Source organism: Caballeronia sp. dw_19, from assembly GCF_018449515.1.
GTDB lineage: Bacteria > Pseudomonadota > Gammaproteobacteria > Burkholderiales > Burkholderiaceae > Caballeronia.
The window spans coordinates 278,039-301,612 of record NZ_JAAVUQ010000006.1; the positions used below are offsets into that span (position 1 = coordinate 278,039).

Here is a 23,574-nt window from a genome sequence, read left to right on the forward strand (position 1 = left end):
CATGCCTCGTCTTCAAGGCAAACGCACCCTCATTACCGGCGGTACCAGCGGCATTGGTTTGGAAACTGCGAAGCAGTTTCTGACCGAAGGCGCACGCGTCATTGTCACCGGCGTCAACCCGGACTCTATCGAGAACGCCCGCAATATACTCGGCCAGGAAGTGCCCGTACTGTGCGCCGACTCCGCCAGTGTCGAGGCCCAGAACGCACTCGCGCAAGCGGTCAAGGACCACTATGGTCAACTCGATGTCGCTTTCCTCAATGCCGGTGTATCGGTATGGGTACCGATCGAGGAATGGACGGAAGCGCTGTTCGATCGCTCCTTCGCTATCAACGTCAAGGGGCCGTACTTCCTGACTCAGGCTCTACTGCCTGTCTTCAGCAAACCCGCCTCGGTGGTGTTGAACACGTCGATCAATGCGCACGTCGGCGCCGCGCAGTCGAGCGTCTATGCAGCGACCAAGGCAGCCCTGCTCAGCCTGTCCCGAACCCTGTCAAGCGAACTGCTGCCGCGTGGTATCCGCGTCAATGCGGTCAGTCCCGGGCCCGTCGATACTCCGCTATACGACAAGCTCAACATTCCCGACGCCTACCGCGAGCAGGTTACTCAACAGATCATCAATACCATTCCTGCCGGACGGTTCGGAACACCTGAGGAAGTGGCCAAGGCCGTGGTTTATCTGGCGTCGGATGAGTCCGCGTGGACGATCGGTGCAGAAATCGTGGTGGATGGCGGACGGATGCTAAACGGTTGATGGCGGGTGGCCAGCGCAGGTGGTTCACAGGCGCGCTGGCCTGTCCGTCCAAGCGCGCCTGCGTGCGCTGCTACACTTGCCGCAGTGTCAATTTCCGCGCAATCCTTGCCGCCCAGCACGATGCCAACCGGCATCCGCCTGAGTCGCGCAGCCATTCTTCTTCTGACAAAGTCTGCAACCCATGCTTAGATTCGAGAACCTCTGCAAACGTTACGACGAGCGCATTATTTTCCAGGGACTGCGTTATGGCGCCGGCACTGGATGCGTGGCGCTGAACGATGAAACCGGCAGCGGAAAATCCATCTTGCTCGGTATCCTCGCCGGTGAGATCGAACCTGACGAAGGTGAGGTATGGATAGACAAACACTCGATGCATAGCGCCCCGATCGAGGCAAAGTCGCTACTCGCGTACGTGCCCGACGACTGCATGCCGTACTCGCTGCAGACGGGTCGCGAGTATCTGGAACGGGTGGCATCGGACCGACAAACCACCGTCGACAGTCAGGCGCTCGACTTGGCCGACCGCTTTGGCTTGACACCACATCTCGAGAAGCGTTTCGAGCAAATGTCGTTTGGTACACGCAAGAAAATCTTCCTGACGGCGGCGGTACTCGGCGATGTGAAGGTCGTTATCGCGGATGAGCCAGTCGCTGGCCTCGATGCCCCCGCGCGCGCTGTTCTGATCGATTTGTTCAAGACATTGGGCCAAGACCGGACGGTTTTCTTTTCGAGCTATGACGTGGATTTTACGCAGGCTTGTAGCGCGAAAATGATCAGTTTTGCTGAGCTTGGCGCGGGGATGTAGGCGGATGCTCGAAGCACATGCTCCCACGATGGTCGCGGTTGCGCGATGCTTCATCCAAGCCGCATTGCTCGCAGGATCAGGACCAACCCCGTCAGAACGACCACAGCTCCGATAACCCTCGCCACGCGCTCACCGGCCGGTGCAAGACGTTCTGCAGCGGTAGCTGCCGTCACGGCGGCCATCACGCGCAGATCCATGACACCAATCACCAGAAGGATAGCCGTCAGGCCGGCACAGCAGGTGCTGCAGTGAAGACCAAGGCGCAGGCCATGTCGCCAGGCCGTGCGGGCGTCCGCCTGCAACGCCTTCAACATACAACCCTGCCCCGGCATAGCCCGGCAGCACGCCAGATGATGCGCCTTCCACGGTGTGAACTGGAGCGCGCCGGCGATCAGGACGACCACGCCGGACGCGATCGGAACGGCGCGCGCGAGTGATGGCGACTGCATCTCGACCGCCGCCAGCGTGCCCCCCAGCGCAAAGGTGGCCATTCCAGACACGGCCCACACGGAGAAGTACCCGGCGCCCACCAGCGCGGTCAGCCGATCCAGCCCTGTCTCGCCAGTCCTGCCGATGGCCTGACGGTAGCGCCACAACATGGGCGCGAGGGATGGCAGCATCATCGCAATCATCATCGCGACCCACATGCCGATGAACGAGGCCGCAGTGCCGGGCCACGTCTGTCCGCACATCGGCATCCATGCCATGGACATGGTCCAGCCGCCGGGCATTGGCATCTCGCCCATCGCCGACATGGACGCACACCAGACGATTGTCACCGCTGCACTGGCGAGGAAAAGCAGCGCCGAGACGCCAAAGAAAGCTCTCTGGGAAACTCGTTCGGAAACCATGCTTTGTGGCATCTTCCGCCTCCCGTTTGTGCGAGCGAGACCCTGGTCTCGAACCGGTAGTTTTTGTCGACTCAGACCCACCGCAGCGCCTGACGTTGCCGTGCCAACTCGTCCTCACGTCGTGTGAATTCCTTCTCCGCCTCGAGCAACTCGAGTCACGCTGACAACTATTCTTCACGTGTCCCGGCTATGCGTGTCGTCATCATCTTCCCTCCGTCAGGTGTTCTTCGTCGTTCGTTCAACTTCCGATCCGACATGCAGGTTGGTGATAGATTAGTACCGGGCATCGAACGATGGGAGTGACAAGTGTGGCGGGATTCAGATAGACCATGGACCCACTAATTGCGGTCGCGGCGCGTGCGCTCGCCTCGGGTGACCCTCTCGGCGCACTTAACCGGATCGCCTTGCGCGACGACGCGCCCGCGCTCGCGCTCCGGGGCATCGCAATGGCGCAGCTCGGCGAGCTTGTCCGAGCGAAGGCTCTCATGCGAAGTGCCGCGCGGGCATTCGGTCCAAAAGAAGCCGCGGCGCGCGCGAGGTGTGTCGTCGCCGAGGTCGAGATCGCGCTCGCCTCAAGAGACCTGGGCTGGTCTGCGAAGACGCTCGACGCAGCGCGGGCGACACTCGAAGCACACGGCGACCGCGTCAACGCCGCGCATGCGCGGTATCTCGAAGTCCGGCGCCTCCTCCTGATCGGACGTCTCGACGAAGCTGAGCGGACGCTCGCCGAGCTAGACCCCACGCCCTTCCCGCCCGCGTTGAAGGCCGTCCACGAACTGGTCGTTGCGGGGATCGCGATGCGGCGCCTCAAGACCAAGACAGCGCGCGCGGCGCTTGCCCGGGCCGAACGCGCTGCGCACCATGCGGGTATTCCTGCGCTCATCGCGGAGGTCGAAAGTGCATCCCTCATACTGAATACGCCCGCCGCACGCTTGATTTCGAATGGTGAGGAGCGGCTCCTATTCCTTGAGGATATCGAAGTATTACTGGCGTCGAAGGCGCTTGTTGTAGATGCATGCCGCCAGCTCGTACGCGACGCAAGCGCCGTGGTCTCGCTCGCGAGGCGTCCAATCTTGTTCGCGCTCGCACGCGCGCTGGGCGAAGCGTGGCCCGAAGACGTGCCCAGGGACACGCTCATCGCGCGGGCATTCCGGGCGAAACACGCCGATGAATCGCATCGCGCGCGCTTGCGTGTCGAAGTCGGACGGCTTCGTACCGTGCTTGGAACGCTGGCCGGTGTGAGCGCGACGAAGCGAGGGTTCGTGCTGGTGCCGCGTATTGCGCGCGAAGTGGTCGTGATGGCGCGGCCCGTTGAAGACAAGCATGCGGCGGTGCTTGTCTTCCTCGCCGACGGTGAGTCGTGGACGAGCTCAGCTCTCGCGCTTGTGCTGGGAGCCAGCCAGCGTACCGTACAGCGTTCATTGGACTCGCTTGCTGCAGCAGGCAAGGTGCAGTCGTTTGGCCGCGGACGGGCACGTCGCTGGATGACACCGCCCGTGCCGGGATTCGCGACAAGCTTGTTACTCCCCACTTCACTACCCAGTGATTAGGATGGCAACATGAAACGATCAGAAGCCGAAATCATCCGTGAATATGGACCCTTTCCGGGTGTCGACAGCGTGTCTGGGGTCACGTTTGACGGTCAGCATGTCTGGTTCGGATCCGGAGACAAGCTGAACGCCTTCGACCCGGCGAGCGGAAACCCGCTGCACTCGCTTGATGTCGCCGCCGATGCAGGAACGGCCTTTGACGGCCAACACTTGTTCCAGATTGCCGGGGATCTTATCCAGAAGATCGATCCTGAAACCGGCCGGGTGCTCGCCACGATCCCGGCACCCGGTGGCGGCGGTAACTCGGGGCTCGCGTGGGCCGAAGGGACGCTCTGGGTGGGGCAGTATCGGAGCCGGAAGATCCATCAGGTCGATCCTGAAACGGGGGCGATTCTTCGCGCCATAGAATCCAACCGCTTCGTCACCGGTGTCACCTGGGTTGACGGCGAGCTCTGGCACGGCACCTGGGAAGACGACGCGAGCGAGCTGAGACATGTCGATTCGCAAACGGGAGAGGTCCTGGAGAGCCTTGAGATGCCGCCCGGAGCCGGCGTGTCGGGACTTGAATCCGATGGCGGCGAGCAATTCTTCTGCGGCGGTGGAAACAGCGGGAAGGTAAGAGCTGTTCGCCGCCCCAGGCGAGACTCCTCGGCCAGCAGCGACGCCGGGATTCCCGTCGACTCTACTAGCGAATAGTCCAAGCGACCCGGCGCGCTGCGCGGAAAGACCTCACGCGATCCGCAAGCATCGGGCGGACATCACCGCCTGGTGCAATCAACTCCCGCTGCCGCATTTCAGCGTAGGTCCGCACCGGGATTCGTCTAAGTTCAGGCTGCCAACTACTGAACTAATGCGTAAGCTCAGTATCCCTAATCACCATTCCATGGCGCTGCTCGGCGATGTCGCGGGACGATTCGATTTCCCGCCGCATGCGGATAGCATCCCATCCCAGCGAACTCGCCGCGATCGCCGCAGTTTCAGCCAGCACGGCGCCGGTCAATTGACCGGAGATGGCGATCGTCGTGCGACGGAAAAGCAGATCTGCAAGATGCGTCACTGCTTCGTGCTCGCATAGGTACTGAACCTCTCGCACTGTATAACTCGGCTCGCTTGCGAGCGGGCGGTCAGGGAGCCCGTCGTGTATCGACGAGCAGAACGCTGCGATGACGGATGCACTTGTACCGTAACGCGAGAATAAGGTTTCAGCTCGTTCAACCGGAACGCCGCAACGCGCGGCAAGCTCGTTGATCCACGCAGTCCGATCCCCTGAGGTCAGTGGAAAATCACGGCCTCCACCGATAGCTTCGTCGCGAGTGCTGACCCTGCGCGAACGTCCGAGACGCTTGAGCGTATCGTCGGCGACGGATTCGGCAAATCCCCGGAAGGTTGTCCATTTGCCGCCCACCAGCGAAAGCACAGCAGTTTGAGTGTCAGGCAGATGATCGACGTGCACCACGTGATCGCGACTCACGTCGCCCGGATTCGTGGCATCGGAATAGGGCAACGGCCGCACGCCGCTATAGCGAAACGTGATGTTCGATGCATCCAGTTCCAGGCGAGGAAAAATCTCCCGCAATACGCCGAGCATATAGTCGACCTCACTGTCCTCGCAGCGAACCTGGTCAGGATCGCTTACGCGGATATCGGTCGAACCGACCAGAAGCCGGTCCATAAACGGATAGACAAGACAAATGCGACCGTCCTTCGAGCCGAAGTACACCATGCGGCCCCGCAGTTGCGCATGGAGCTCAGCATGCGTCACGATCAGGTGCGACCCCTTTGCTCCACCGATATACTTTCGCTTGATACCGAGCGCCTGGTTCACGCTGTCGATCCAGGCCCCACCGGCGTTGACGATGAGGGTCGGTGTCACAGGAAAAAGCCGCTCTGACACGAGATCCCGCAGCCAGACCGTGTCGCCTTCCACGTGATCAACCGTAACGTAGTTCGCCGCCGCGGCTTCCTCGCAAGCGGTCAGTCCGTCTGCTACCAGTTCGTAGTTCAGTCGTTCGGCCTGTGTCACCTGTGCATCGAAATACGTGGCGGTTGCCTTGATGGCGGGATCGAGTAATGGCAGACTTTGAAGAGAACGTCTTCTGAGCGCGACGTGGTGACGCGGGATCGTCCGGTGATGGCGACCGAGAAAATCGTAGATCGTGAGACCGAGTTTTGAAATGATCGCGCCGCGGTCGGCGAGCTTCGACTTGACACCGAAAAATCGCAGCGTAGACGCAACAATGCCGCCAAAGTACGAATGAATCGGCAGTACCGTCTCCAGTGGCCGTACAAAATGCGGTGCGTTTTTCAGCAAGAGATTGCGTTCCAGTGTGGATTCGGCAACGAGGCCAAATTCACCGGTTTCAAGATACTTGAGGCCGCCGTGAATGAGCCTCGATGGCGCCGAACTTGCACCTGAGGCGAAGTCCGCTTTATCGATCAGCAGGCAGTCGACCTGTTGCAACGACAGGTCGCGGAATAGTCCTGCTCCATTAATTCCGCCACCAACAATTAGCACGCTGACACGGCGCTGTTGCGTAAGCCGGTCGAGAAAGAATTCGCGGGATCGTTCGGTCATTGCTTGTCTCGTGATCAATGTCGTCGTCAATGCGTAGTGGCTGCGCGGTCGAGCGCCGGCCACAATGGGTTCATGCCTGAAATGAGCTGCATGTACAGGGTATACGCCTCGGTGAGCTGGCCGTGACGTTCCGCGTCCGGCTGGTGTGTCCGCTGGATGCGGCATGCGCGCGTGGCGGCCTCCGCCAGGGATGCGAACACTCCTGCGCTCACGCTGGCACAGAGCGCTGCGCCAAGTGCACTCGCTTCCTGACTTTCCGGAATATCGATAGGAATCCCGATGGTATCGGCAAACAACTGGGCAAGCATGGGGCTTGATGATCCTCCACCGGTCAGCCCCGCCCGCTGCGCCGGAAGCACGCTGGTCAGAGCTTCGACATGGTATCGGTGATTGAAGACCATGCCTTCGAGCACGGCCCGCGCCAGATGGGCGCGACGGTGCCAGCCGCGGATGCCAAAAAACGAGGCGCTCGCGGGCTGCTCGAAGGGGGAGCCGAACAGGAATGGATGGAACATGACGGAACTCGGCTCGGCGAATGCCGCCTGTAATTCGTCTCCGATCAGGTCGAACAGCGAGCATCCGCGTTGCGAAGCCTGTTGCGCTTCGTGGGCAAAAAATTCACGCAGGAACCAGTCGACATTGCTCGATGAGGCCGGTGAAATCGACATGTTCATCCATTGACCGGGACGTGTGCCGTTGCGGCACGACCAGCGCGGATCCAGTTGCGGACGGTCCGACAGGATCTCGTTGATGCTGAACGTCCCCGCCGTAATCGACAAGATACCCGGCTCGGTGTTGCCTAGTCCCACGGCACTGGAGGTGACATCGTGCAATCCACACGCGACCGGCGTGCCCTCCTTCAGACCGGTTAGCGCGGCGGCTTGTGCGGTGACCCGGCCTGCGAGTGCCGTGGACGACACGATTTGCGGTAACGCGTGGCCAATAGACGCGAGGCCGTATAGATCGAGGACATCGCCGCTGTACTGTTGCGTGCGGACATCGGTAAAGGATGAACTGGCTTCCGTTGGGTCCGTTGCCGGGACGTCAGTCAGACAGAGACGAAGCCAGTCCTTGCAGAAGAGCACATGGCCGATTTTTGCGTACCGCTCGGGTTCGTTGACCTGGATCCATTTGAGCAGGCTGACGGCGGCGTAGGGATACGGCTGCTGCCCGGTCAATTCCAGTGCCTGTTGCAGCACGCCGGCTTCGCGCCATTGATCGCGAACGTCGAAGGCCCGGCTGTCGAGCGACAGAATGCCGGGGCCGAGCGGAGCACCGGCGTGGTCGACCAGGTAGAGGCCGTCGCCGTGTCCGGTTACGCCGATAGCGGCGATCGCCTCGGCGGGCACTTGGCTAAGCGCGAGCGCATCGCGAATGGCGCCGCTTGCCGCTGCCCAGGTTTCTTCCATGTCGCGTTCGACGTGGCGGGGACGCGGCTGCCGCTGCTCCACACGCCGGGAGCCTACGGCCACGGTGCGACCGGTGGTGTCGAAGATAACGGCCTTGGTCGCGGTCGAGCCGCTGTCTAGGCCCAGCAGATATGTCGCCATTGTGTGTCCGATCCATTAGAGGTTTTTTTCCGTTCGCACTCGGGGTTGGGGGGCAGGTTGCTAGGGTTGGGGGTCGTGGTTTCGGTGTTAGGGGTATGTGCCGGGTTGGTGCTTTCGGTGTTAGCGGTCGGAGTCAATGCCGGGTTGGTGCTTTCGGCCGTGGTGGTCTGCGAGAGTCGGATTTTCTCTTTATCACTGTTAGCCACTGTGCGTGGCGGCACGTCATTTCTTTGTCCAAAGCGACAAAGAAACGAAGCAAAGAAAACGCTTTAACCGCTCTACCCTAAGTGTCCACAGCGTGCAGTTTTGATTCATAGGTGCCCCAAAAGCACGGTGCTCGCCAGAGCGACGGATGTGTGAACCCCTCCTTCTCGCGAATCCTGACACGAACACGCTTCGCCCCGTACGCTCTCGGGCAAGCACAATTGCCAAGGAACCACACGCTTCGCCACCAGTGATTGAACCTGCCCAAGGAGCACCCCGCGCTATCCGCGGATAACCTCCCTCCAAATATGTACGCGCCTCGAACCACGTCGCCAACCCGCCAGGAAACGAGGTCGTGAAGATGCGGGTGGCCGTAACCGACGAAAATAGCTGTACAGAACGCGCAGCCAATTCACAAAAAACTGAAGCAGTAAACACAAACACGCATGAAGCTGTGGCCTATGAATACGGCCGCACAGACCGGGTAGCTAACCCTGTCAAAAAACCGCAGCCGTAAATACCTGTAGGGCCGTGCGGGTTCCTTAGCAATCGTGCTTGCCCGAGAGCGTGCGGGGCGAAGCGTGTTCGTGTCAGGATTCGCGAGAAGGAGGGGTTCACACATCCGTCGCTCTGGCGAGCACCGTGCTTTTGGGGCACCTATGAATAGAAACTGCACGCTGTGGACACTTAGGGTAGCGTGGTTGAAAGCGTTTTCTTTGCTTCGTTTCTTTGTCGCTTTGGACAAAGAAATGACGTGCCGCCACGCACAGTGGCTAATAGTGATAAAGAGAAAATCCGACTCTCGCAGGCCACCACGGCCGAAAGCAGCAACCCGGCATTAACCTCGACCGCTAACCCCAGAACCGACCACCCCGGCATCAACCCCTGACCGCTAACACTGAAACCACCACCCCGGCGCATACCCCTAACCCCTAACCCCAACATCCCATCCCCCCACCACAAAACCCCTCCGGCGACAGCGCCCGCGCCCGGGCCCCTCACCGATGGTACTTGGAATCAACCTCATTAATCGCCGCCACATTGCCAGCGCTACGGCCATTCTCATCGAAGGCCTGCGCCAGAAAAGCATCGGCAATGCTCTTGGCCACCTCCGTCCCAATCACCCGCGAACCCATCGTGATGATCTGCGCATTATTCGACAGCGCCGCACGTTCCGCCGAATAGGTATCGTGACACAACGCAGCACGGATTCCCGGTATCTTGTTAGCCGAAATACTGACACCGATCCCCGTGCCACAGACCAGAATAGCCCGGTCGTAATCACCGCGTATCACGCCCGAAGCCACACGGTCAGACAAATTCGCATAGAACTCCTTCGGATCTGCCTCGTTGGTCGAAACCTCAAAAACCTCAAAGCGGTCCTTAAGGTGTTCAGCCAGCACATGAGCTAGTCCGGCCCCCGCGCTATCTCCGGCAATTGCAAGTTTCATGATGATCTCCTTCAGTTTGAAGTTCCACGCATGCGGACAGCTCAGAGCACCGCCCTGACACGCTCCAGGATGTCCAGATACCCATTCACGTCCCAGGCAGAGCGCCCAATGAACAGTCCGTCAATATGTTCGCAAGCAGCGAGTTCAGCACAGTTGCCGGGGTTGACCGAGCCGCCATAAAGGCACGGTACACGGCGGCCAAGAATGTCTCGCGCCACCGCGATGATCTCCGCCTGCCGAGCATCGGCATAGTCGGCACTGGCCGGTATGCCGCCCTCGCCGATAGCCCAAACCGGCTCGTACGCGAGCAGGATCGGGGCCGTGTGTTGTTCCGGCTTCAATCGAGCCAGCGCGCCGCGTACTTCGGCAGCCAGAACGTCGGCTGCTCGCCCGCCTTCGCGATCGGCAAGCGTCTCGCCAATGCAGATCAGCGGCGTCAACCCGTGGCGCACCGCCGCCTCGACCTTCAGTCCTACCGTGGCATCGGCCTCGCCAAAATGTTCGCGACGCTCGGAATGACCGAGTTCGACCAGATCCATGGCGCAATCGACCAGCATCGACGGTGAGATTTCACCGGTCCAGGCGCCATGATCGGCCCAGTGCATGTTCTGCGCACCGACCTTCACCGTGGTATCCGCGAGTATTGCCTTGACTTCGCGGATCGCGGTGAAGGGCGGAATCACGAAGCGCTGCATCCGCGGGTCGGCGGTGCCGGTAAGCAGACCCTCGGCGAAAGCGCGCGCCTCCGCCAGGGTCTTGTTCATTTTCCAGCTGGTACCGATCCAGAAAGGGGAATGGGTCATGATGATGTCGTCAATCAGATGCACGAACTGGTGCTGCTGCACGCCGCGCCGGGGTAAGTCGGACTACCCCGGCGCGCAGGGTGAAAAACCGCAAGCGCCCTTCGGCGCGCTGCGGGTTCAAGCCGTAGCATCACTTCGAAAGCGTAAATGCAGAGGTGTACTTATCCACATTGGCCTTGGTGATAAGAATGCAATCGAAGAGCTGCTTTTCAGTCTTGGCGCCCGTCTTGCCGGTCTTCAGAAACTGATCGGCCTCCTGCACCGCCTTGACCGAAAACGTGGCAACCGGCTGCAGTACCGTGTACTGCAACTCGCCGGCCTTGACCGCTGCAACCGCCGTCGGCGAACCGTCAAAACCACCTACCTTGATGCTCGAAAGTTTGCCCGCTTGCTTCAGCGCGGCAATCCCACCCAGCGCCATCTCGTCGTTGCCGCTGATCACACCAATGATGTCCGGGTGCGCTTGCAACAGGCTCTGCATGGCGTTAAAGCCCTTGGTGCGATCCCAGTCAGCCACTTGCGATCCGACCTTCTTCAGATCGGGATACTGACTGAGCACGGACGTGTAGCCGTTGGAACGCGTGGCGGCATTGTTGTCGGACGGCGAGCCGAGCAGCTCGACGTAGTTGCCCTTCGACCCGACGTCCTTCACCCATTGCTGCGCGCCCAGCGCCGCACCCTGTGCGTTGTTGGAAACGAGCTGCGCCTTGGCCAGGCCCTCCTGGTTGATCTCGGCATTGACGAGGAAAACCGGAATATTGGCGGCCACCGCTTTTTTCACCGCACCAACGGACCCGCTGGCGTTCGCGGGATCAAGAATGATCGCGACCGATTTGTTGGTGATGGCGGTGTCGATCAGTTGACTCTCGGCGTTGGTGTCGCCCTTCGAAGCCGCGACGTTCGCGGTGTATCCGAGCCGTTTCGCTTCGGCGGCGGCAACGTTGCCTTCGGTGAGCCAGTAGGGGTTCGAGGGATCGTTGACGATGATGGTCACGAGCCCTCCCGCTGCATGAGCCTGGCTTGCGAACAAAGGCGCAGCCAAGGCGACGGCGGCGGTGAGCAGCAGGGTTCTTCTCTTGGTTGTCATGGTAAGTCTCCTTTTTTGATTAGTGATGGCGTCGGGATAAGACATTCTTCTCGGGGTCCGGTGGCGCGGCTCAGGCCTTGCCGCCTTGTGGAGAAGTGGGTTGACCGGCGGTCGGCGCAGGACGCTTGACACGGCGGCGATATTGAATGGCGTTGAGCAACACCGCGAGCACGATGACCGCACCGGTGAACACCGTTTGCCAGTAGGAGGAAATGCCGATGATCACGAGACCGTCGGACAGGAAACCGATCACGAAGGCGCCGAGCAGCGTTCCGCGGATGTTGCCGGTGCCGCCCATCAACGACGCGCCTCCGATCACCACGGCGGCGATGGCCGTCAGTTCATAGGTCGTGCCGGCCGTCGGACCTGCGGACGTGAGCTGCGAGGACAGGATCAACCCGGCGATGGCGGCACAGACGCCGGACATCATGTACACGCTGATCTGCACTCTTTTCACGGGAACGCCGGAGAGTTGGGCTGCGCGCTCGTTGCCGCCGGAGGCGTAGAGCCAGCGACCGAAGGCCGTACGGGTAAGCATGACGCTGCCCAAGATCCCGATGACCGCGAGGATCAGGACGCCGACGGGGACATTGAACAGACGGTCAAAGCCGAGCCCGTTGAATCCGACATTACCCAGATCCGCGTGGCCGCCCAGGTTGTTGTAGGTCAGGCCGTTGGTCATCAGGAGAGCAAGTCCCCGTACCACATACATCACCCCGAGCGTGGCGACGAACGCCGGCACTTTGAAGCGCGCGATGAGCACGCCGTTAACCAGGCCGATGAAGGCGCCAAGCAGACAGCACAGCACCACCACGACCCAGACCGCCGGATACAGCACGACGCCAAACAGGTTCAGCGTCACACCCTGCAGGAAGAACCCCGCGACCACGCCGGACAGGCCGAGCGTGGACCCGACCGACAGGTCGATTCCGCCGTTGATGATCACCAGCAGCATGCCGATCGCGAGGATACCGTAGATGGCCACATGCGAGGCCATCGTCAGGAAGTTTTCGACTGCGAAGTAATACGGCGAGAGAAACGAAAATACGATGATGATCACGATCAGCGCAAAGAATGCACGTCCTTCGAGCAGCATCTTGCCGATGTCGAAACCGTCGCCGAACCGGCTGGCGCGAGTTGACGTGGAAGTTTTGGCGGAGTCGTTCATGTTCAGGTCTCCAGGCATTTCTATGATCAGATCACCACGGCTTCGCCGGAGGCGGCCATGATCTGGTCTTTGGTGGCATCGGTGCCGAATTCGGCGGAAATCTTGCCGCGGCGCATGACGACGATGCGATGTGCGATGCTCAAGCATTCACCCACTTCGGACGTGGAGAACACCACGGCCAGGCCTTTCGTGGCACTCTCGCTGAGCAGGCGAAAGACTTCTGCCTTGGCGCCGATATCAATGCCACGGCTGGGTTCGTCTAGCAGAATGACTTTTGGACGCGTGGCGAGCATCTTGCCGATGACAACCTTTTGCTGGTTGCCGCCCGACAACGAGCCGATAGGTGCGCCCGGGCCCGCCGTCTTGACGTGAACGTTCCGGATCGACTGATCGACGAGCGCCCGCTCGCGGGAGAAGGACAGCAGCAACCCTCTGACGAAGGTGCCGATGCTCGCGAGCGACAGGTTGGCGCCGACGTTCATGGTCGGCACCAGGCCATCGCGCTGGCGATCCTCCGGCACCAGCACAAGGCCCCTGCCAATACGCCCGGCGATGCTCAAGGGGGCAATGTCCTCGCCTTCGAGAAGGACCTTTCCACCGGTCACCGCTGAACGGCCGGCCACAGCCTCAAGCAGTTCCGTGCGCCCTGCCCCCATCAATCCGTAGATGCACACGATCTCGCCCGCACGCACGTCGAGTGACAAATGATCGACCACGGAAATGCCGGACCCGGCGTCATCGGCAACGCTGACATCTTCGATAGCCAGTGCTACGTTGCCGAACGCGTAGCCTGTCGGCGGCGAGCCGAGGTCGAAGTTCTCTCCCACCATGTTGCGCACGATCCATGCGAGGTCGATATCGCGGGCTTCGGCCGTTGCCGTCATCCTGCCGTCGCGCAACACCACCGCGTAGTCGGTGATTTGCAGCGCCTCTTCGAGATGATGCGAGATGTAGACAATCGACACGCCGCGGCTGGTCAGGTCGCGGATCACCTTGAACAGCACCTCGACCTCGGACGCGCTCAGCGCTGAAGTCGGTTCATCCATGATGAGGATGCGCGATTGCACGGAAAGCGCGCGAGCAATTTCGACGACCTGCTGCTGGCCCAGGCGCAAATCCTGCACGCGCGTCAACGGGTCGATTTCCTCCTCGAGATCGGCCATCAGGGCCCGCGCCTGCCGTGCTTCTTCAGCGAAGTTCACGCCGGTCGCCGAGCGCAGTTCCCGGCCCATGAAGATGTTGTCGCGCACGCTGAGGTTGGGCGCGAGGCTCAACTCCTGATGGATGATCGAGATACCGTGATCGCGCGCATCGTTTGACGAAGCAAAAGCGACGCGCTGACCATCGAGTTCGATATGTCCCGATGTGGGCCTCTCCACTCCGGCGAGAATCTTCATCAAGGTCGATTTGCCCGCGCCGTTCTCGCCGAACAAAGTGGTGACCTTGCCGCGATGGATGTCGAAGTTCACACCCTTCAGCGCATGCACGCCGCCATACGACTTGACGATGTCGCGTGCCGACAGCAGGACTTCGCCGGCCGCAGATTGGGTTTGGGAGGGTTGGTTCAGGGTGCTCATTTCACGTCCAGCTTCACCGGCGTCACCAGCCAGCCATTCGGATTGATCAACTGGAAGACGCCCACAACGGAGATGGTTTTGCCCGTCAGCTTGGCCGCATCGACCTTCGACAGCACCGCCTTTTTCATCGCCGTGTTGATCGCGTATCCGGCGTTCTGATAGTCGATCTGGTTGGTGAATTGCTCAAAGCTGATGGTGCCGGTTGCGTCGCGCAAGTCGGTGCCGTTGATCGCCGGGCCGGTCTGCACGCGGATGATCACCGAGTCAGGCACGTTCGGCACCTTCACGGTATAGATCCCGCTGTCCTCACTACCTGCCACGCCGTCGAACTTGACCGAGATTTCAGGGCCGATGCCACCGCCTGCCACGCCGTACTGCTTGCCGGCGGCGTCCTGGTCCTTGGCGATTGCCGCGGCCAGTGTGTCGGCGCTGACCGCGCGACTCTCGATGGCCGCCTGTGTTTTTGGAAATTGCGCCTCGCCGTAGGCAGCGGGATCGAAAGTCTTGACTTGCGTATCGCTGGCAGACCCGATCTTCACGGCCTTGGTGCTCAAGGCCATCGCTACGATCAGAATCACCGCCAGCACTGCGGCGATTGCTGCGCGAACGCCGCGCCGGGAGCGACGATTTATCGTTGGGCTAATTGTGCTCATGAGAACACCTCCTGACCTTCTGAACTACGGAAATGCAAAGCGGGCGTGGTGCTGAATCCTTCCGCGTCCACCGCGCATAAGGGCTTACTGTCCCGGTCACGCCTGTCGTCTGTCAGTTCATGCTGTGCCACGTTGCCCCCAATCTTCAGCGATCACATTGAGTACTATCGTCGCGGACGCCGCCCCCGGATCGATATGTCCAAGACTGCGCTCGCCGAGCCGCGCCGATCGCCCCTTGGTCGCTACCATCGATTTGGTGGACTCAGCGCCTTCCGTTGCTGCGTCGCGTATCCGCGTCATGATCTCGCGCAGCGGCAGCCCGCTCGCCATGCCTTGCTCCGCCGCTGCGGCGGCAGGCGTCCAGACGTCGACCATGGTCTTTTCGCCCTGCTCCGCCTTGCCACGCGACCGGATGCCTTCGGCCATCGCTATGATCAGCGTCGGCGCTTCGATCATCGGCATTTCTGCGCGTGCTCCAGCCGCCTTGGCCGCACGCATGAACGCGGTGGCGTAAAGTGGCCCCGACGACGCGCCGACCGCGTTCAGGAATCCCTTCGCCGCCGCGTTGAATTGATCGGCAAGCGTGGCTTCCTCAGACAGCGCATCAATCGCAGAGGATGCCGCAGCAAATCCGTCCGCCATCGCGATACCGTGGTCAGCATCGCCGATCACACCGTCGAGCCGGCACAGCTCATCTCGCGCCGCGCCAATGGTTTCCGCGAGCTGGCGGAACAAGCGCGCAATGTCACCGGTCGTCAGCATCGCCAGCCTCCTGTTGGTACATCGCGCACTTGCACGGATGATCCAGCAAGCGCTGCAGTTCCTCGTCAAGATGCATCAGGGTGATCGAGGCGCCGGCCATTTCGAGCGATGTACACAGCGGCCCGACCAGCGTGCGATGCACGATCAACCCAGCCTCGGCCAATCGCTGCGAGACGCGGCGGTTCATGATGTACAGCTCCATCAGCGGCGTTGCGCCAAGCGAGTTCACCAGCACCGCCACGCGGTCTCCCTTCGCCGCGCCCATCTCAGCCAGGATGGCGTCCATGATCTCGTCAACCACGGCATCGGCTGGACGTAGCGCCTCGCGGCGCATCCCCGGCTCGCCGTGAATGCCCATGCCGATTTCCATCTCGCCCGCGGCGATGTCAAAATTCGCGCGCCGCGTCTGAGGCAACGAACACGGCGCAAGCGCTACGCCTAACGTGAAGGTGCGGGCGTTGGCGTGACGCGCCACCCGCTCCACCTCGTCCAGTGACATCATCAGATCGGCCGCCGCACCGGCAGCTTTGAAAATGAACACGTTGCCTGCCACGCCGCGTCGTTGTTCGCGCTGATCGCGCAGCGCGGAGGCAATGTCATCGGTGGTCAGCACCGTGCGCGCCTCGACGCCCTCCAACTCGAGCAACTCGGTGGCCATGTCGAAATTCATCACATCGCCGGCATAGTTGCCGTACATGAACAGCACCCCGGCACCTCCGTGCGTGGCTAGCGCAGCATCAACAGCCGGTTGCGGCGGCGGCGAGGCGAAAACATTGCCGACCGCCGCTGCGTCGGCCAATCCCTTGCCGACAAAACCCAAAAAAGTCGGCTCGTGCCCCGACCCGCCGCCGATCACCAGCGCCACTTTTCCGGGGCGCGGTCCGTGGCGCGCGACGATCGCACGCGGCGCACCGTCGAGGCGCTGCAGCAAGCCGCCGTGAGCGGCCATCACGCCGTCCAGCATCTCGTCGACGGCGGCATTGCCGTCGTTGATCAGTTTCTGTGTCATCGCGCCTTGCATCGCAGTCACGTCCTTCAAATGTTCAGGTCGGAAACGCCGGTATCGAAATGCGGAGCCCAGAACGCCACCGATTCAGCGATCTGCTCGACGACCTGTCGATCCTTCGGTTCGCGTTCCTTGAACGACAACTCCAGACATATTTCGTTATCCTTTCCACCGCCTTCCTGAAGCGCTGAGATCAGCGGAGCGGGCTGGATACGGCCACGCGCGTTGAACTCGGCAGTGAACGGATGGTGCCCCCCCTTGTCCATCAACGACTGCTTGATATGGATGATCGGCGAGACGCGCGGCACCGCGCGTGCCCAGGCATAGGGATCGAAGTCATCGGGGTTCGCGCTGGTAATGTCGCCGTGATCTATGTCGGCCATCATCCGCATTGGCACCGCCATGTTTGCAGCGCTCAGCCGTTTTTGCAGCGCCAAACACGCAGCGATCGTCTCGCCGAACTCGCGCCCGACCGACATCGGCTCCCAGAACACGTATTGCAACCCGGCGGCCTTGGCGTGTTCGGCGACCTCGGCCCAGCAATCGATGGCGGTCTGCATCAGCGCCTCGCGCCGGTTGATATCGTCGTAGTCGCGGTAGGTAAAGATGGCGAACTGGGTGCCGATTGAATTGCCACCCAGATCGGCGGTGATGTCAGCGAATGTCTTGAACCAGTCGACGTAATAGCGCCGCACGTCGGCATCCGGATGCCCGAAATGGTTGAGCCGCCCGTAGGGGCCGGTCATGCCCGAGGTGATCCGCACGCCGGTTCGCGCCATCGCCGCGCGCATCTGGCGCGTCAGACGTCGCGTCACTGCAGCGGGCCACGACGGGTTGATGAACTCGTGCGTGAGCTGCACGTCGCGGATCTTCATCTTGTACGCGATGGCGTCGATGAGATCATCCGGCTCGGCGAAGCGATTCACCAATGGGTTGGTGTTGAGTGCGAGCGTGAAAGCCATTTTCGTCTCGTGTTGTCTCGTGTTGTAGGTGGATCGATCGTGGCTCGGCTCAGGCGGATTTTCTGTCGAGGCCGTCGAACCAGGCACCGAACGCAGCCGTTTGCTCAGTACTCATGTGCAGTCCGTGCTTGGTGCGCCGCGTCAGGATGTCCGGCACCGTCTCGGCCCACTCATTCGTCATGAGGTAGCGCACTTCCGCCTCGTAGAAATTCGGTCCGAACTGTCGACCGAGATCGGCAACCGAGTTGGCGGAGTCGATCACCTGCGCCGTGCGTGCACCGTAGGTTCGCGCGTAATGAAGCATCAAAGCCCGCGGCAGCCAGGCAAACTCGCGCTGCAAACGCGCAATGAATTGCGGCACGTCGGCGTTCTCGATCTCACCGCCGGGCAGCGTCGCCGTGGCCGTCCAGTCTTTCCCCATGTCGGGAAAAGTCGACCGCAGGTGTTGCAACGCGTGCTCGGAGAGCTTGCGAAAAGTCGTGATCTTGCCGCCGAAGACGTTGAGCAGAGGCGCGCCGCCAGTGGTATCGAGATCGAACACATAGTCGCGCGTCACCGCTGAAGGATTGCCTTTGCCGTCGTCGTAAAGCGGGCGCACGCCCGAGAAGGTCTGCACCACGTCCTGGCGCCGCAGCGGCTGCTTGAAGTAACGATTCACCGCCGCCAGCAGGTAGTCGACTTCCGCTTCATCGATCGCCACGTTTTCCGGCGCACCGTTCCAGGGGATATCCGTGGTGCCGATGAGCGCCTTGTCCCCTTCGTAGGGATTGATGAAAATCACGCGCTTGTCATGGTTCTGCACCAGGTAGGAATGCGGACCGTCCCAGAACTTCGGCGTGACGATATGGCTGCCCTTGACCAGCCGCACCTTGCGGGTCGAATGACCGCCTGCCACGCGCTCGATGACATCGGCCACCCAAGGCCCCGCGGCATTGACCAGGGCCCGGGCGGTGACCACACGTGTGGCGCCGGTGCGCGTGTTACGCAACTCGATGCGCCACGCGCCACCTTCGCGCCGCGCCGAGGTACACGCTGTGCGCGTGAACACCTGCGCGCCGCGCTGCGCCGCATCCACCGCGTTGAGCACCACGAGGCGCGCGTCATCGACCCAGCAGTCGGAATATTCGAAACCCCTGCGGTACTGGTCCTTGATCGGCGCGCCTTCGGGACTGCGCAGCAGGTCGAGGGTTCGCGTGCCCGGCAGCTTCTTGCGCCCGCCAAGGTGATCGTATAAAAACAAGCCTAGCCGAACCAGCCACGCCGGGCGATCGTCCGGACTATGCGGAAGCACGAAACGCATCGGCCAGATGATGTGCGGCGCGGCGTTGAGCAGCACTTCGCGCTCGATCAACGCCTCGCGCACGAGCCGAAATTCGTAGTACTCAAGGTAGCGCAGCCCGCCATGCACCAGCTTACCCGAGCGCGACGAGGTACCCTGCGCCAGGTCATCCTTCTCGCACAGGATCACCGACAGCCCGCGGCCCGCGGCATCGCGCGCAATGCCCGCGCCGTTGATGCCGCCGCCAATGACGAACAGGTCGACCATCTGGCTGTCGCTCATCTCACCACCCTCCGTTCGACTTCTTGCCTGACCGCGCCAAGGGCGTCGAGATGACTCCTGCCCCTCGCCTGCCGTGCCATTGCATCCCACACGGGTTCCAAAGCGCGTCGCGCCTCCCGGTACACAGGGAACGCCTGCGAGTAGGTCATCACAAGGTCCTGATCGGGCGTCTCGACCGGTCCCAACAGCGGCGTGACCCAATCGGCGATGCACGCCTGCATGTCGGGATAAACGCCAAGCGCGACCGCTGCCATCATGGCCGCACCGGCCGCGCCCGCCTCTTCGCGCGTGGACGTTCGCACCGGAGCGCCGACCACCGCGCCGAGCACCGCACGCACCGCACGCGACCGGGTCGCACCGCCGGTCAGGCGCAACTCCGCCGGCATCGCGCCGCCCATTGCCGCGTAGCAGTCGCGCGCGGCCATCCCGAGCCCCTCGACTACGGCAAGCAACAAATCCGGGAAACGGCTTTCGCTTGTGAGTCCTATGAAGTTGGCGCGCGCGTTGGCGTTGACGAACGGGCCGCGCTCGCCCGCGTCGGAGATATAGGGGTGGTAAAGGTGCGCGCCCGGACGGCCGGCTTGCAGCCATCCATCGATGCGTTTCACCCGATCAACTTGCGATAGCTGCGTGCCGAATTCCGCGAGCAGGTCGCATGCCAGATTCAAAACCCAGTCGACGTTCAGGGTCGCAGCCATGTTCGACTGAACCTGCGCCGACATACCTGGTATTGGCAGCGCGATGACGTACCCGGTGCTCTCGTCGTTCAGGTACACGTCGCTGTTCTGCACTGCACGCATATGCATTCCCGTCGACCCGATGATCGAGCAGGTGGCGCCGACGGCACCAGCGGTATGGATGCCCGCGCCCAACGCCGTCAGCACGATGTCGACGAACCCCAGGCACACCGGCGTGCCAGCCAGCAGGCCCGTTGCCGCCGCGGCTTCAGGCGACAGCGCATGGGTGAGCTCGGTGCCATCGACAATCTCGGGCAACAAGCCACGCCGCGCCGTCAGCCCGAGGGCGTCGATCACCGAGTCGTCATAGCGCCGGGTGCGGAAGTTGCCATAAGTGAAGCTCGCCTCCGACGGATCCGTTGCGCGCACCCCGGTGAGATTGAGATACAGCCAGTCCTTGCAATGCAGCGCGACTTCGGAGCGGTCGAGCACGTCGGGCGTCGTTGCCGCCATATGCGCGATCTGCGCGCCCTGACTGCACGCCGCCAGCCCGGTACCGGTGGCCTCGAATCGAGCACGGCTTGCCGCGCTGCCCTGTAGCCGCAGCACGGTATCCGCGGCACGCGCGTCCAGCCATAGCCAGGCGTCGCTCGCGGGCCTGTTGTCCGCGCCGACCAGCCAGGTACCGTCGCCCTGCCCCGTCACCGCCACCGCCGCGGTGCGCCGTGCCAGGCCCTCGACCTTGGCGCCAAGATCACGCAGCGTCTGCGCGCAATCCGCCCAGGTCTGGTCCAGCGACTGAAAGGCTGCGCCATCGGCACTCGTGGTATAGCGGTTAGGAACCGATGCAACGGCGATCTGCCGCCCTGCCAGATCGAAGGCCACCGCCTTGATGACCGAGGTGCCGGCGTCGATACCGACCAGGAGATCGCGTCCGACGCTAGCCATCACGCTGCCTCCTCGCTGAGTGTTCCATCATTCAGCGCCAGGGCAGTGGCTTCATCGGTGATCAACCCGCTGAGAAGGCCGCTGTTCAGAACGGCACGGATCGCCTCTATTTTTTCAGCGCCACCCGCGATGGCGACGATTCGCCGGCCGGTCAGATCAGCGAGATTGGGGGCCACCGTGCGCGCAGCCAACGATGTTTCAACGGATTTTCCGGCGTGATCGAAAAAGTGACCGAGCACCTCGCCCAGGCCACCCATGTCGCGCACTTCGTGAATTTCTGCTGGCTCGATCATCTGCGACGCAACGAGTTGCGCGTCGGGCTGTGCGGTGCCGATACCGACGATCATCAGGTCCGCATGCGCGGCCAGATCGAACACCTCGCGCACGCCGCGCTGCGACAGCAATACCTCCCGGTCTTCAGCCGTATTAGCGAAAAATGGCAGCGGCAGCACATAAGACACGGCGCCGGTTTTTTCCGCCAGACGGTGGATCACGTCGTACGGATTCGCCGTGTAGTTGCGCGTGACCCCGCCCAGCAGCGACACGAACCGCACCTTGCCGGCATCCATGCGCGGCATGTCGGCCACGACAGCCGCAAGCGTACGGCCATGCCCCATGCCGATCACCCCCCCTTGGCGAGCCGCGATCTCGCGTTGCAGGAAGTGCGCTCCGGCAACACCAAGAGCACGCAGCGGCAGGCCAACCTCGTGCAGATCCGGCACCACCTCGCAATACGCAAGCCCGTAGCGATCGGCAATTTCCGCTTCCAGCACGACGCATTCCGCCACGTCGCCGTCGATCGTGACCTTCACCGCGCCGCTCTGGTTGGCGCGCGTGATAAGCCGATGCGCCTTGACGTTGCTTACCCCAAGGCGCATGGCGACATCGGCCTGCGTCTGCCCCGCGGCGTAATGCAACCACGCCGCTCTGATAGCGAGACTGTCTTCGGCATCACGCCTGTCGGCGGATTTCGTCATGTCTTCTCCACGTGCAAAACGAAAAGTGATTTTTTTTTCGTCTGCTGTAATTTATTTCATCTTTGCCAAGGATAGCAAGCAAATGCTCGGTTGCCATCCGCTATAACCCTTACTCGATATGCGTCATGTTCCCGAAAGCTTGGCCGCCTGGATCGAGGGTCCAGGCTGCAATGGCGCGGTTTAGGGATTTTTTTGATGGCCGTTTGAACAGGCCGGCTGCGTGGGATGATTTGCGCTCGACATGACGGATGGACGAGCGATGAACATCGACCCTTTGAGCGACGGCAAGATAATCGAGTCATGGAAGCGGAACGCTTCGCCCTGGACGAATGCGGTACGTGTCGGCGAAATCGAGAGCCGCCGATTGGTGACCGATCGCGCAATCCTGGACGCGGTCCTCGCGTGCAGACCGCAGACCGTTATAGATATCGGTTGTGGCGAAGGCTGGCTTGCCCTTGCGCTCCAGCAGAATGGGATCGAGGTAACGGCAATAGATGGCGTGCCGGCATTAGCCCTTGCCGCGAAGCAGGCGGGCGTGATCGACAGCCGCGTGATGTCTTACGAAGAGATTGCAGAAGGGCGGCTCAAACTTGGCGCCGATGTCGTGGTCTGCAATTTCTCATTGCTCGGCAAGGAATCGGTAGAGGGTCTGCTGCGGACCATTCCAATGTTGCTCACGCCGGATGGGGCCTTGATCGTACAAACGCTGCATCCGCTTATTTCGTGCGGTGATCTGCCGTACGTCGACGGCTGGCGGACAGGTTCATGGGCAGGGTTTGGTCCCGAATTCAGCGATGCCCCGCCCTGGTACTTCAGGACATTGGGCACGTGGCTCGAACTCATAGGGACTAGCGGACTGACGCTTCGCGCACTGCAAGAACCGATAGACCCGCGAACTCGGAGGCCAGCATCCGTTGTGTTTCGTGCGCATCGGATTGGATGACTGACCTCAACTACGCGCTACACGGACTGCAACGCCAATACGATCATGGTCATGAGAGACACGACAAAGATCGAGGCGCCAATCGTTTTGCGTCGAGTGAGCTCGGTCCAGAGCAGCACGCCGGTGAGCGACAGCAGGATGAGGCTGCCCGCGATCGAATCCGCAAACAGGATCCAGCCGACACCGGCTCCTTCGGAGCGGTGCAAGCCTTCAAGAGTGCTTATCAAACCCTGATCACGGCGTTCGACGCTGACAAGGTTGCTACCTTTCCACATATCCGCCGTTACCAGATAATGCGGCGCGATGAAGCGGACCACCCAGTGTTCGGGCTGGATCACGGATTGGTCGCCCCACGTAACGGGTTTAGCCTTTTCACGCGTCACTCGCTCGGCAGGCCGGTCGAGCTTCAATTCGGCCTGTAGATACTGCGCAAGCTCGTTAGGCGATTTCGGCGGCGGCGTTGGAATGGCGACCTGGATCGTCGATACGCTGGGACCGCCGACCTTGATCTTCATCGTCGCGCGATGATTCTGGAGAATCCCTGTCACACCAAAGAGCAGGCCAAGTACCGCGCCCCACAATCCAATCCAGCCGTGGACGCGGCGCAGCCACTTAAGGAAGGTGCTGCGGCGAGAGCGCGATTTCTGCGCCCTGTCTTGGGGTCCCGCCGCCGGTTCGACGTTGGTTTTCAGTGTGCTTGCGTGCATGGT

The 23,574-nt window shown here is 61.6% G+C and carries 21 protein-coding genes and 1 pseudogene; 5 read left to right on the forward strand and 17 right to left on the reverse strand.

All coding sequences use genetic code 11. From position 1 onward, the window contains the following. Nucleotide 1: 1 nt before the first annotated feature. A complete protein-coding gene (locus HB376_RS11425; protein WP_213763761.1) occupies nucleotides 2-754 on the forward strand; it encodes an SDR family oxidoreductase in 753 nt (250 codons plus the stop codon). A gap of 181 nt (nucleotides 755-935) precedes the next feature. After that, nucleotides 936-1,559 carry an ATP-binding cassette domain-containing protein gene (locus tag HB376_RS11430; RefSeq protein ID WP_213763762.1) on the forward strand — a complete coding sequence of 208 codons (624 nt, stop codon included), beginning with the start codon at nucleotides 936-938 and terminating at the stop codon, nucleotides 1,557-1,559. 50 nt (nucleotides 1,560-1,609) lie between these two features. On the opposite strand, the gene HB376_RS11435 is transcribed toward HB376_RS11430, so the two are convergent. Both HB376_RS11435 and HB376_RS11440 read right to left on the reverse strand, forming a co-directional pair. Next, entirely contained in the window at nucleotides 1,610-2,422 is an 813-nt protein-coding gene (locus tag HB376_RS11435) for a DUF2182 domain-containing protein (RefSeq protein WP_213763763.1), read from the reverse strand. Between the two features lie 62 nt (nucleotides 2,423-2,484). Beyond that, a pseudogene (locus HB376_RS11440) lies at nucleotides 2,485-2,577 on the reverse strand (DUF899 domain-containing protein); the annotation flags it as partial. Nucleotides 2,578-2,739: 162 nt separating this feature from the next. Here HB376_RS11440 and HB376_RS11445 point away from each other — a divergent pair. Together HB376_RS11445 and HB376_RS11450 are read left to right on the forward strand one after the other, a co-directional pair. Continuing rightward, a complete protein-coding gene (locus tag HB376_RS11445; RefSeq protein WP_213763764.1) occupies nucleotides 2,740-3,960 on the forward strand; it encodes a helix-turn-helix domain-containing protein in 1,221 nt (406 codons plus the stop codon). Nucleotides 3,961-3,969: 9 nt separating this feature from the next. Further along, nucleotides 3,970-4,656 (forward strand): PQQ-binding-like beta-propeller repeat protein, encoded by a 687-nt coding sequence (locus HB376_RS11450; RefSeq protein WP_213763765.1) that lies wholly within the window; start codon nucleotides 3,970-3,972, stop codon nucleotides 4,654-4,656. A 151-nt stretch (nucleotides 4,657-4,807) separates the two neighbouring features. On the opposite strand, the gene HB376_RS11455 is transcribed toward HB376_RS11450, so the two are convergent. From HB376_RS11455 to HB376_RS11520, 14 genes are all read right to left on the reverse strand, one after another. Then, entirely contained in the window at nucleotides 4,808-6,535 is a 1,728-nt protein-coding gene (locus tag HB376_RS11455) for a glycerol-3-phosphate dehydrogenase/oxidase (protein WP_213763766.1), read from the reverse strand. 26 nt (nucleotides 6,536-6,561) lie between these two features. Next, entirely contained in the window at nucleotides 6,562-8,085 is a 1,524-nt protein-coding gene (locus HB376_RS11460) for an FGGY-family carbohydrate kinase (RefSeq protein ID WP_213763767.1), read from the reverse strand. Between the two features lie 1,202 nt (nucleotides 8,086-9,287). Further along, on the reverse strand, nucleotides 9,288-9,740 hold the full coding sequence (locus tag HB376_RS11465) for an RpiB/LacA/LacB family sugar-phosphate isomerase (protein WP_213763768.1): 453 nt from the start codon (nucleotides 9,738-9,740) through the stop codon (nucleotides 9,288-9,290). Nucleotides 9,741-9,781: 41 nt separating this feature from the next. Continuing rightward, nucleotides 9,782-10,543: a triose-phosphate isomerase gene (locus HB376_RS11470; protein ID WP_213763769.1), complete on the reverse strand. Its 762-nt coding sequence runs from the start codon at nucleotides 10,541-10,543 to the stop codon at nucleotides 9,782-9,784. 130 nt (nucleotides 10,544-10,673) lie between these two features. Beyond that, entirely contained in the window at nucleotides 10,674-11,675 is a 1,002-nt protein-coding gene (locus tag HB376_RS11475; RefSeq protein ID WP_255631279.1) for a D-ribose ABC transporter substrate-binding protein, read from the reverse strand. A gap of 25 nt (nucleotides 11,676-11,700) precedes the next feature. Continuing rightward, nucleotides 11,701-12,798, reverse strand: coding sequence for an ABC transporter permease (locus HB376_RS11480; protein ID WP_213763770.1), 1,098 nt, complete (start codon nucleotides 12,796-12,798; stop codon nucleotides 11,701-11,703). A 26-nt stretch (nucleotides 12,799-12,824) separates the two neighbouring features. Beyond that, the gene (locus HB376_RS11485; protein WP_213763771.1) at nucleotides 12,825-14,375 is read right to left on the reverse strand and encodes a sugar ABC transporter ATP-binding protein; all 1,551 of its coding nucleotides are present in this window, start codon (nucleotides 14,373-14,375) and stop codon (nucleotides 12,825-12,827) included. After that, the gene (locus tag HB376_RS11490; RefSeq protein WP_213763772.1) at nucleotides 14,372-15,028 is read right to left on the reverse strand and encodes a DUF2291 domain-containing protein; all 657 of its coding nucleotides are present in this window, start codon (nucleotides 15,026-15,028) and stop codon (nucleotides 14,372-14,374) included. The genes HB376_RS11485 and HB376_RS11490 overlap by 4 nt, the downstream gene beginning before the upstream one ends. Before the next feature lie 117 nt (nucleotides 15,029-15,145). Next, nucleotides 15,146-15,790 carry a dihydroxyacetone kinase subunit DhaL gene (gene dhaL / locus HB376_RS11495; protein WP_213763773.1) on the reverse strand — a complete coding sequence of 215 codons (645 nt, stop codon included), beginning with the start codon at nucleotides 15,788-15,790 and terminating at the stop codon, nucleotides 15,146-15,148. Continuing rightward, nucleotides 15,774-16,799: a dihydroxyacetone kinase subunit DhaK gene (locus HB376_RS11500; protein ID WP_213763774.1), complete on the reverse strand. Its 1,026-nt coding sequence runs from the start codon at nucleotides 16,797-16,799 to the stop codon at nucleotides 15,774-15,776. Before HB376_RS11500 ends, dhaL begins: the two co-directional genes overlap by 17 nt. 26 nt (nucleotides 16,800-16,825) lie before the next feature. Further along, on the reverse strand, nucleotides 16,826-17,758 hold the full coding sequence (locus HB376_RS11505) for a TIM barrel protein (protein ID WP_213763775.1): 933 nt from the start codon (nucleotides 17,756-17,758) through the stop codon (nucleotides 16,826-16,828). A gap of 49 nt (nucleotides 17,759-17,807) precedes the next feature. Then, nucleotides 17,808-19,319, reverse strand: coding sequence for a glycerol-3-phosphate dehydrogenase (locus tag HB376_RS11510; RefSeq protein ID WP_213763776.1), 1,512 nt, complete (start codon nucleotides 19,317-19,319; stop codon nucleotides 17,808-17,810). Next, nucleotides 19,316-20,944 carry an FGGY-family carbohydrate kinase gene (locus tag HB376_RS11515; RefSeq protein ID WP_213763777.1) on the reverse strand — a complete coding sequence of 543 codons (1,629 nt, stop codon included), beginning with the start codon at nucleotides 20,942-20,944 and terminating at the stop codon, nucleotides 19,316-19,318. The genes HB376_RS11510 and HB376_RS11515 overlap by 4 nt, the downstream gene beginning before the upstream one ends. Then, nucleotides 20,944-21,921, reverse strand: coding sequence for a sugar-binding transcriptional regulator (locus HB376_RS11520; protein WP_213763778.1), 978 nt, complete (start codon nucleotides 21,919-21,921; stop codon nucleotides 20,944-20,946). Before HB376_RS11520 ends, HB376_RS11515 begins: the two co-directional genes overlap by 1 nt. A 259-nt stretch (nucleotides 21,922-22,180) precedes the next feature. Between HB376_RS11520 and HB376_RS11525 the strand changes: the two genes are divergently transcribed. After that, the gene (locus HB376_RS11525; RefSeq protein WP_218627226.1) at nucleotides 22,181-22,864 is read left to right on the forward strand and encodes a methyltransferase domain-containing protein; all 684 of its coding nucleotides are present in this window, start codon (nucleotides 22,181-22,183) and stop codon (nucleotides 22,862-22,864) included. Nucleotides 22,865-22,881: 17 nt separating this feature from the next. On the opposite strand, the gene HB376_RS11530 is transcribed toward HB376_RS11525, so the two are convergent. Next, complete coding sequence (locus HB376_RS11530; protein WP_213763779.1) at nucleotides 22,882-23,571, reverse strand: PepSY-associated TM helix domain-containing protein; 690 nt, start codon at nucleotides 23,569-23,571, stop codon at nucleotides 22,882-22,884. Nucleotides 23,572-23,574: the final 3 nt, after the last annotated feature.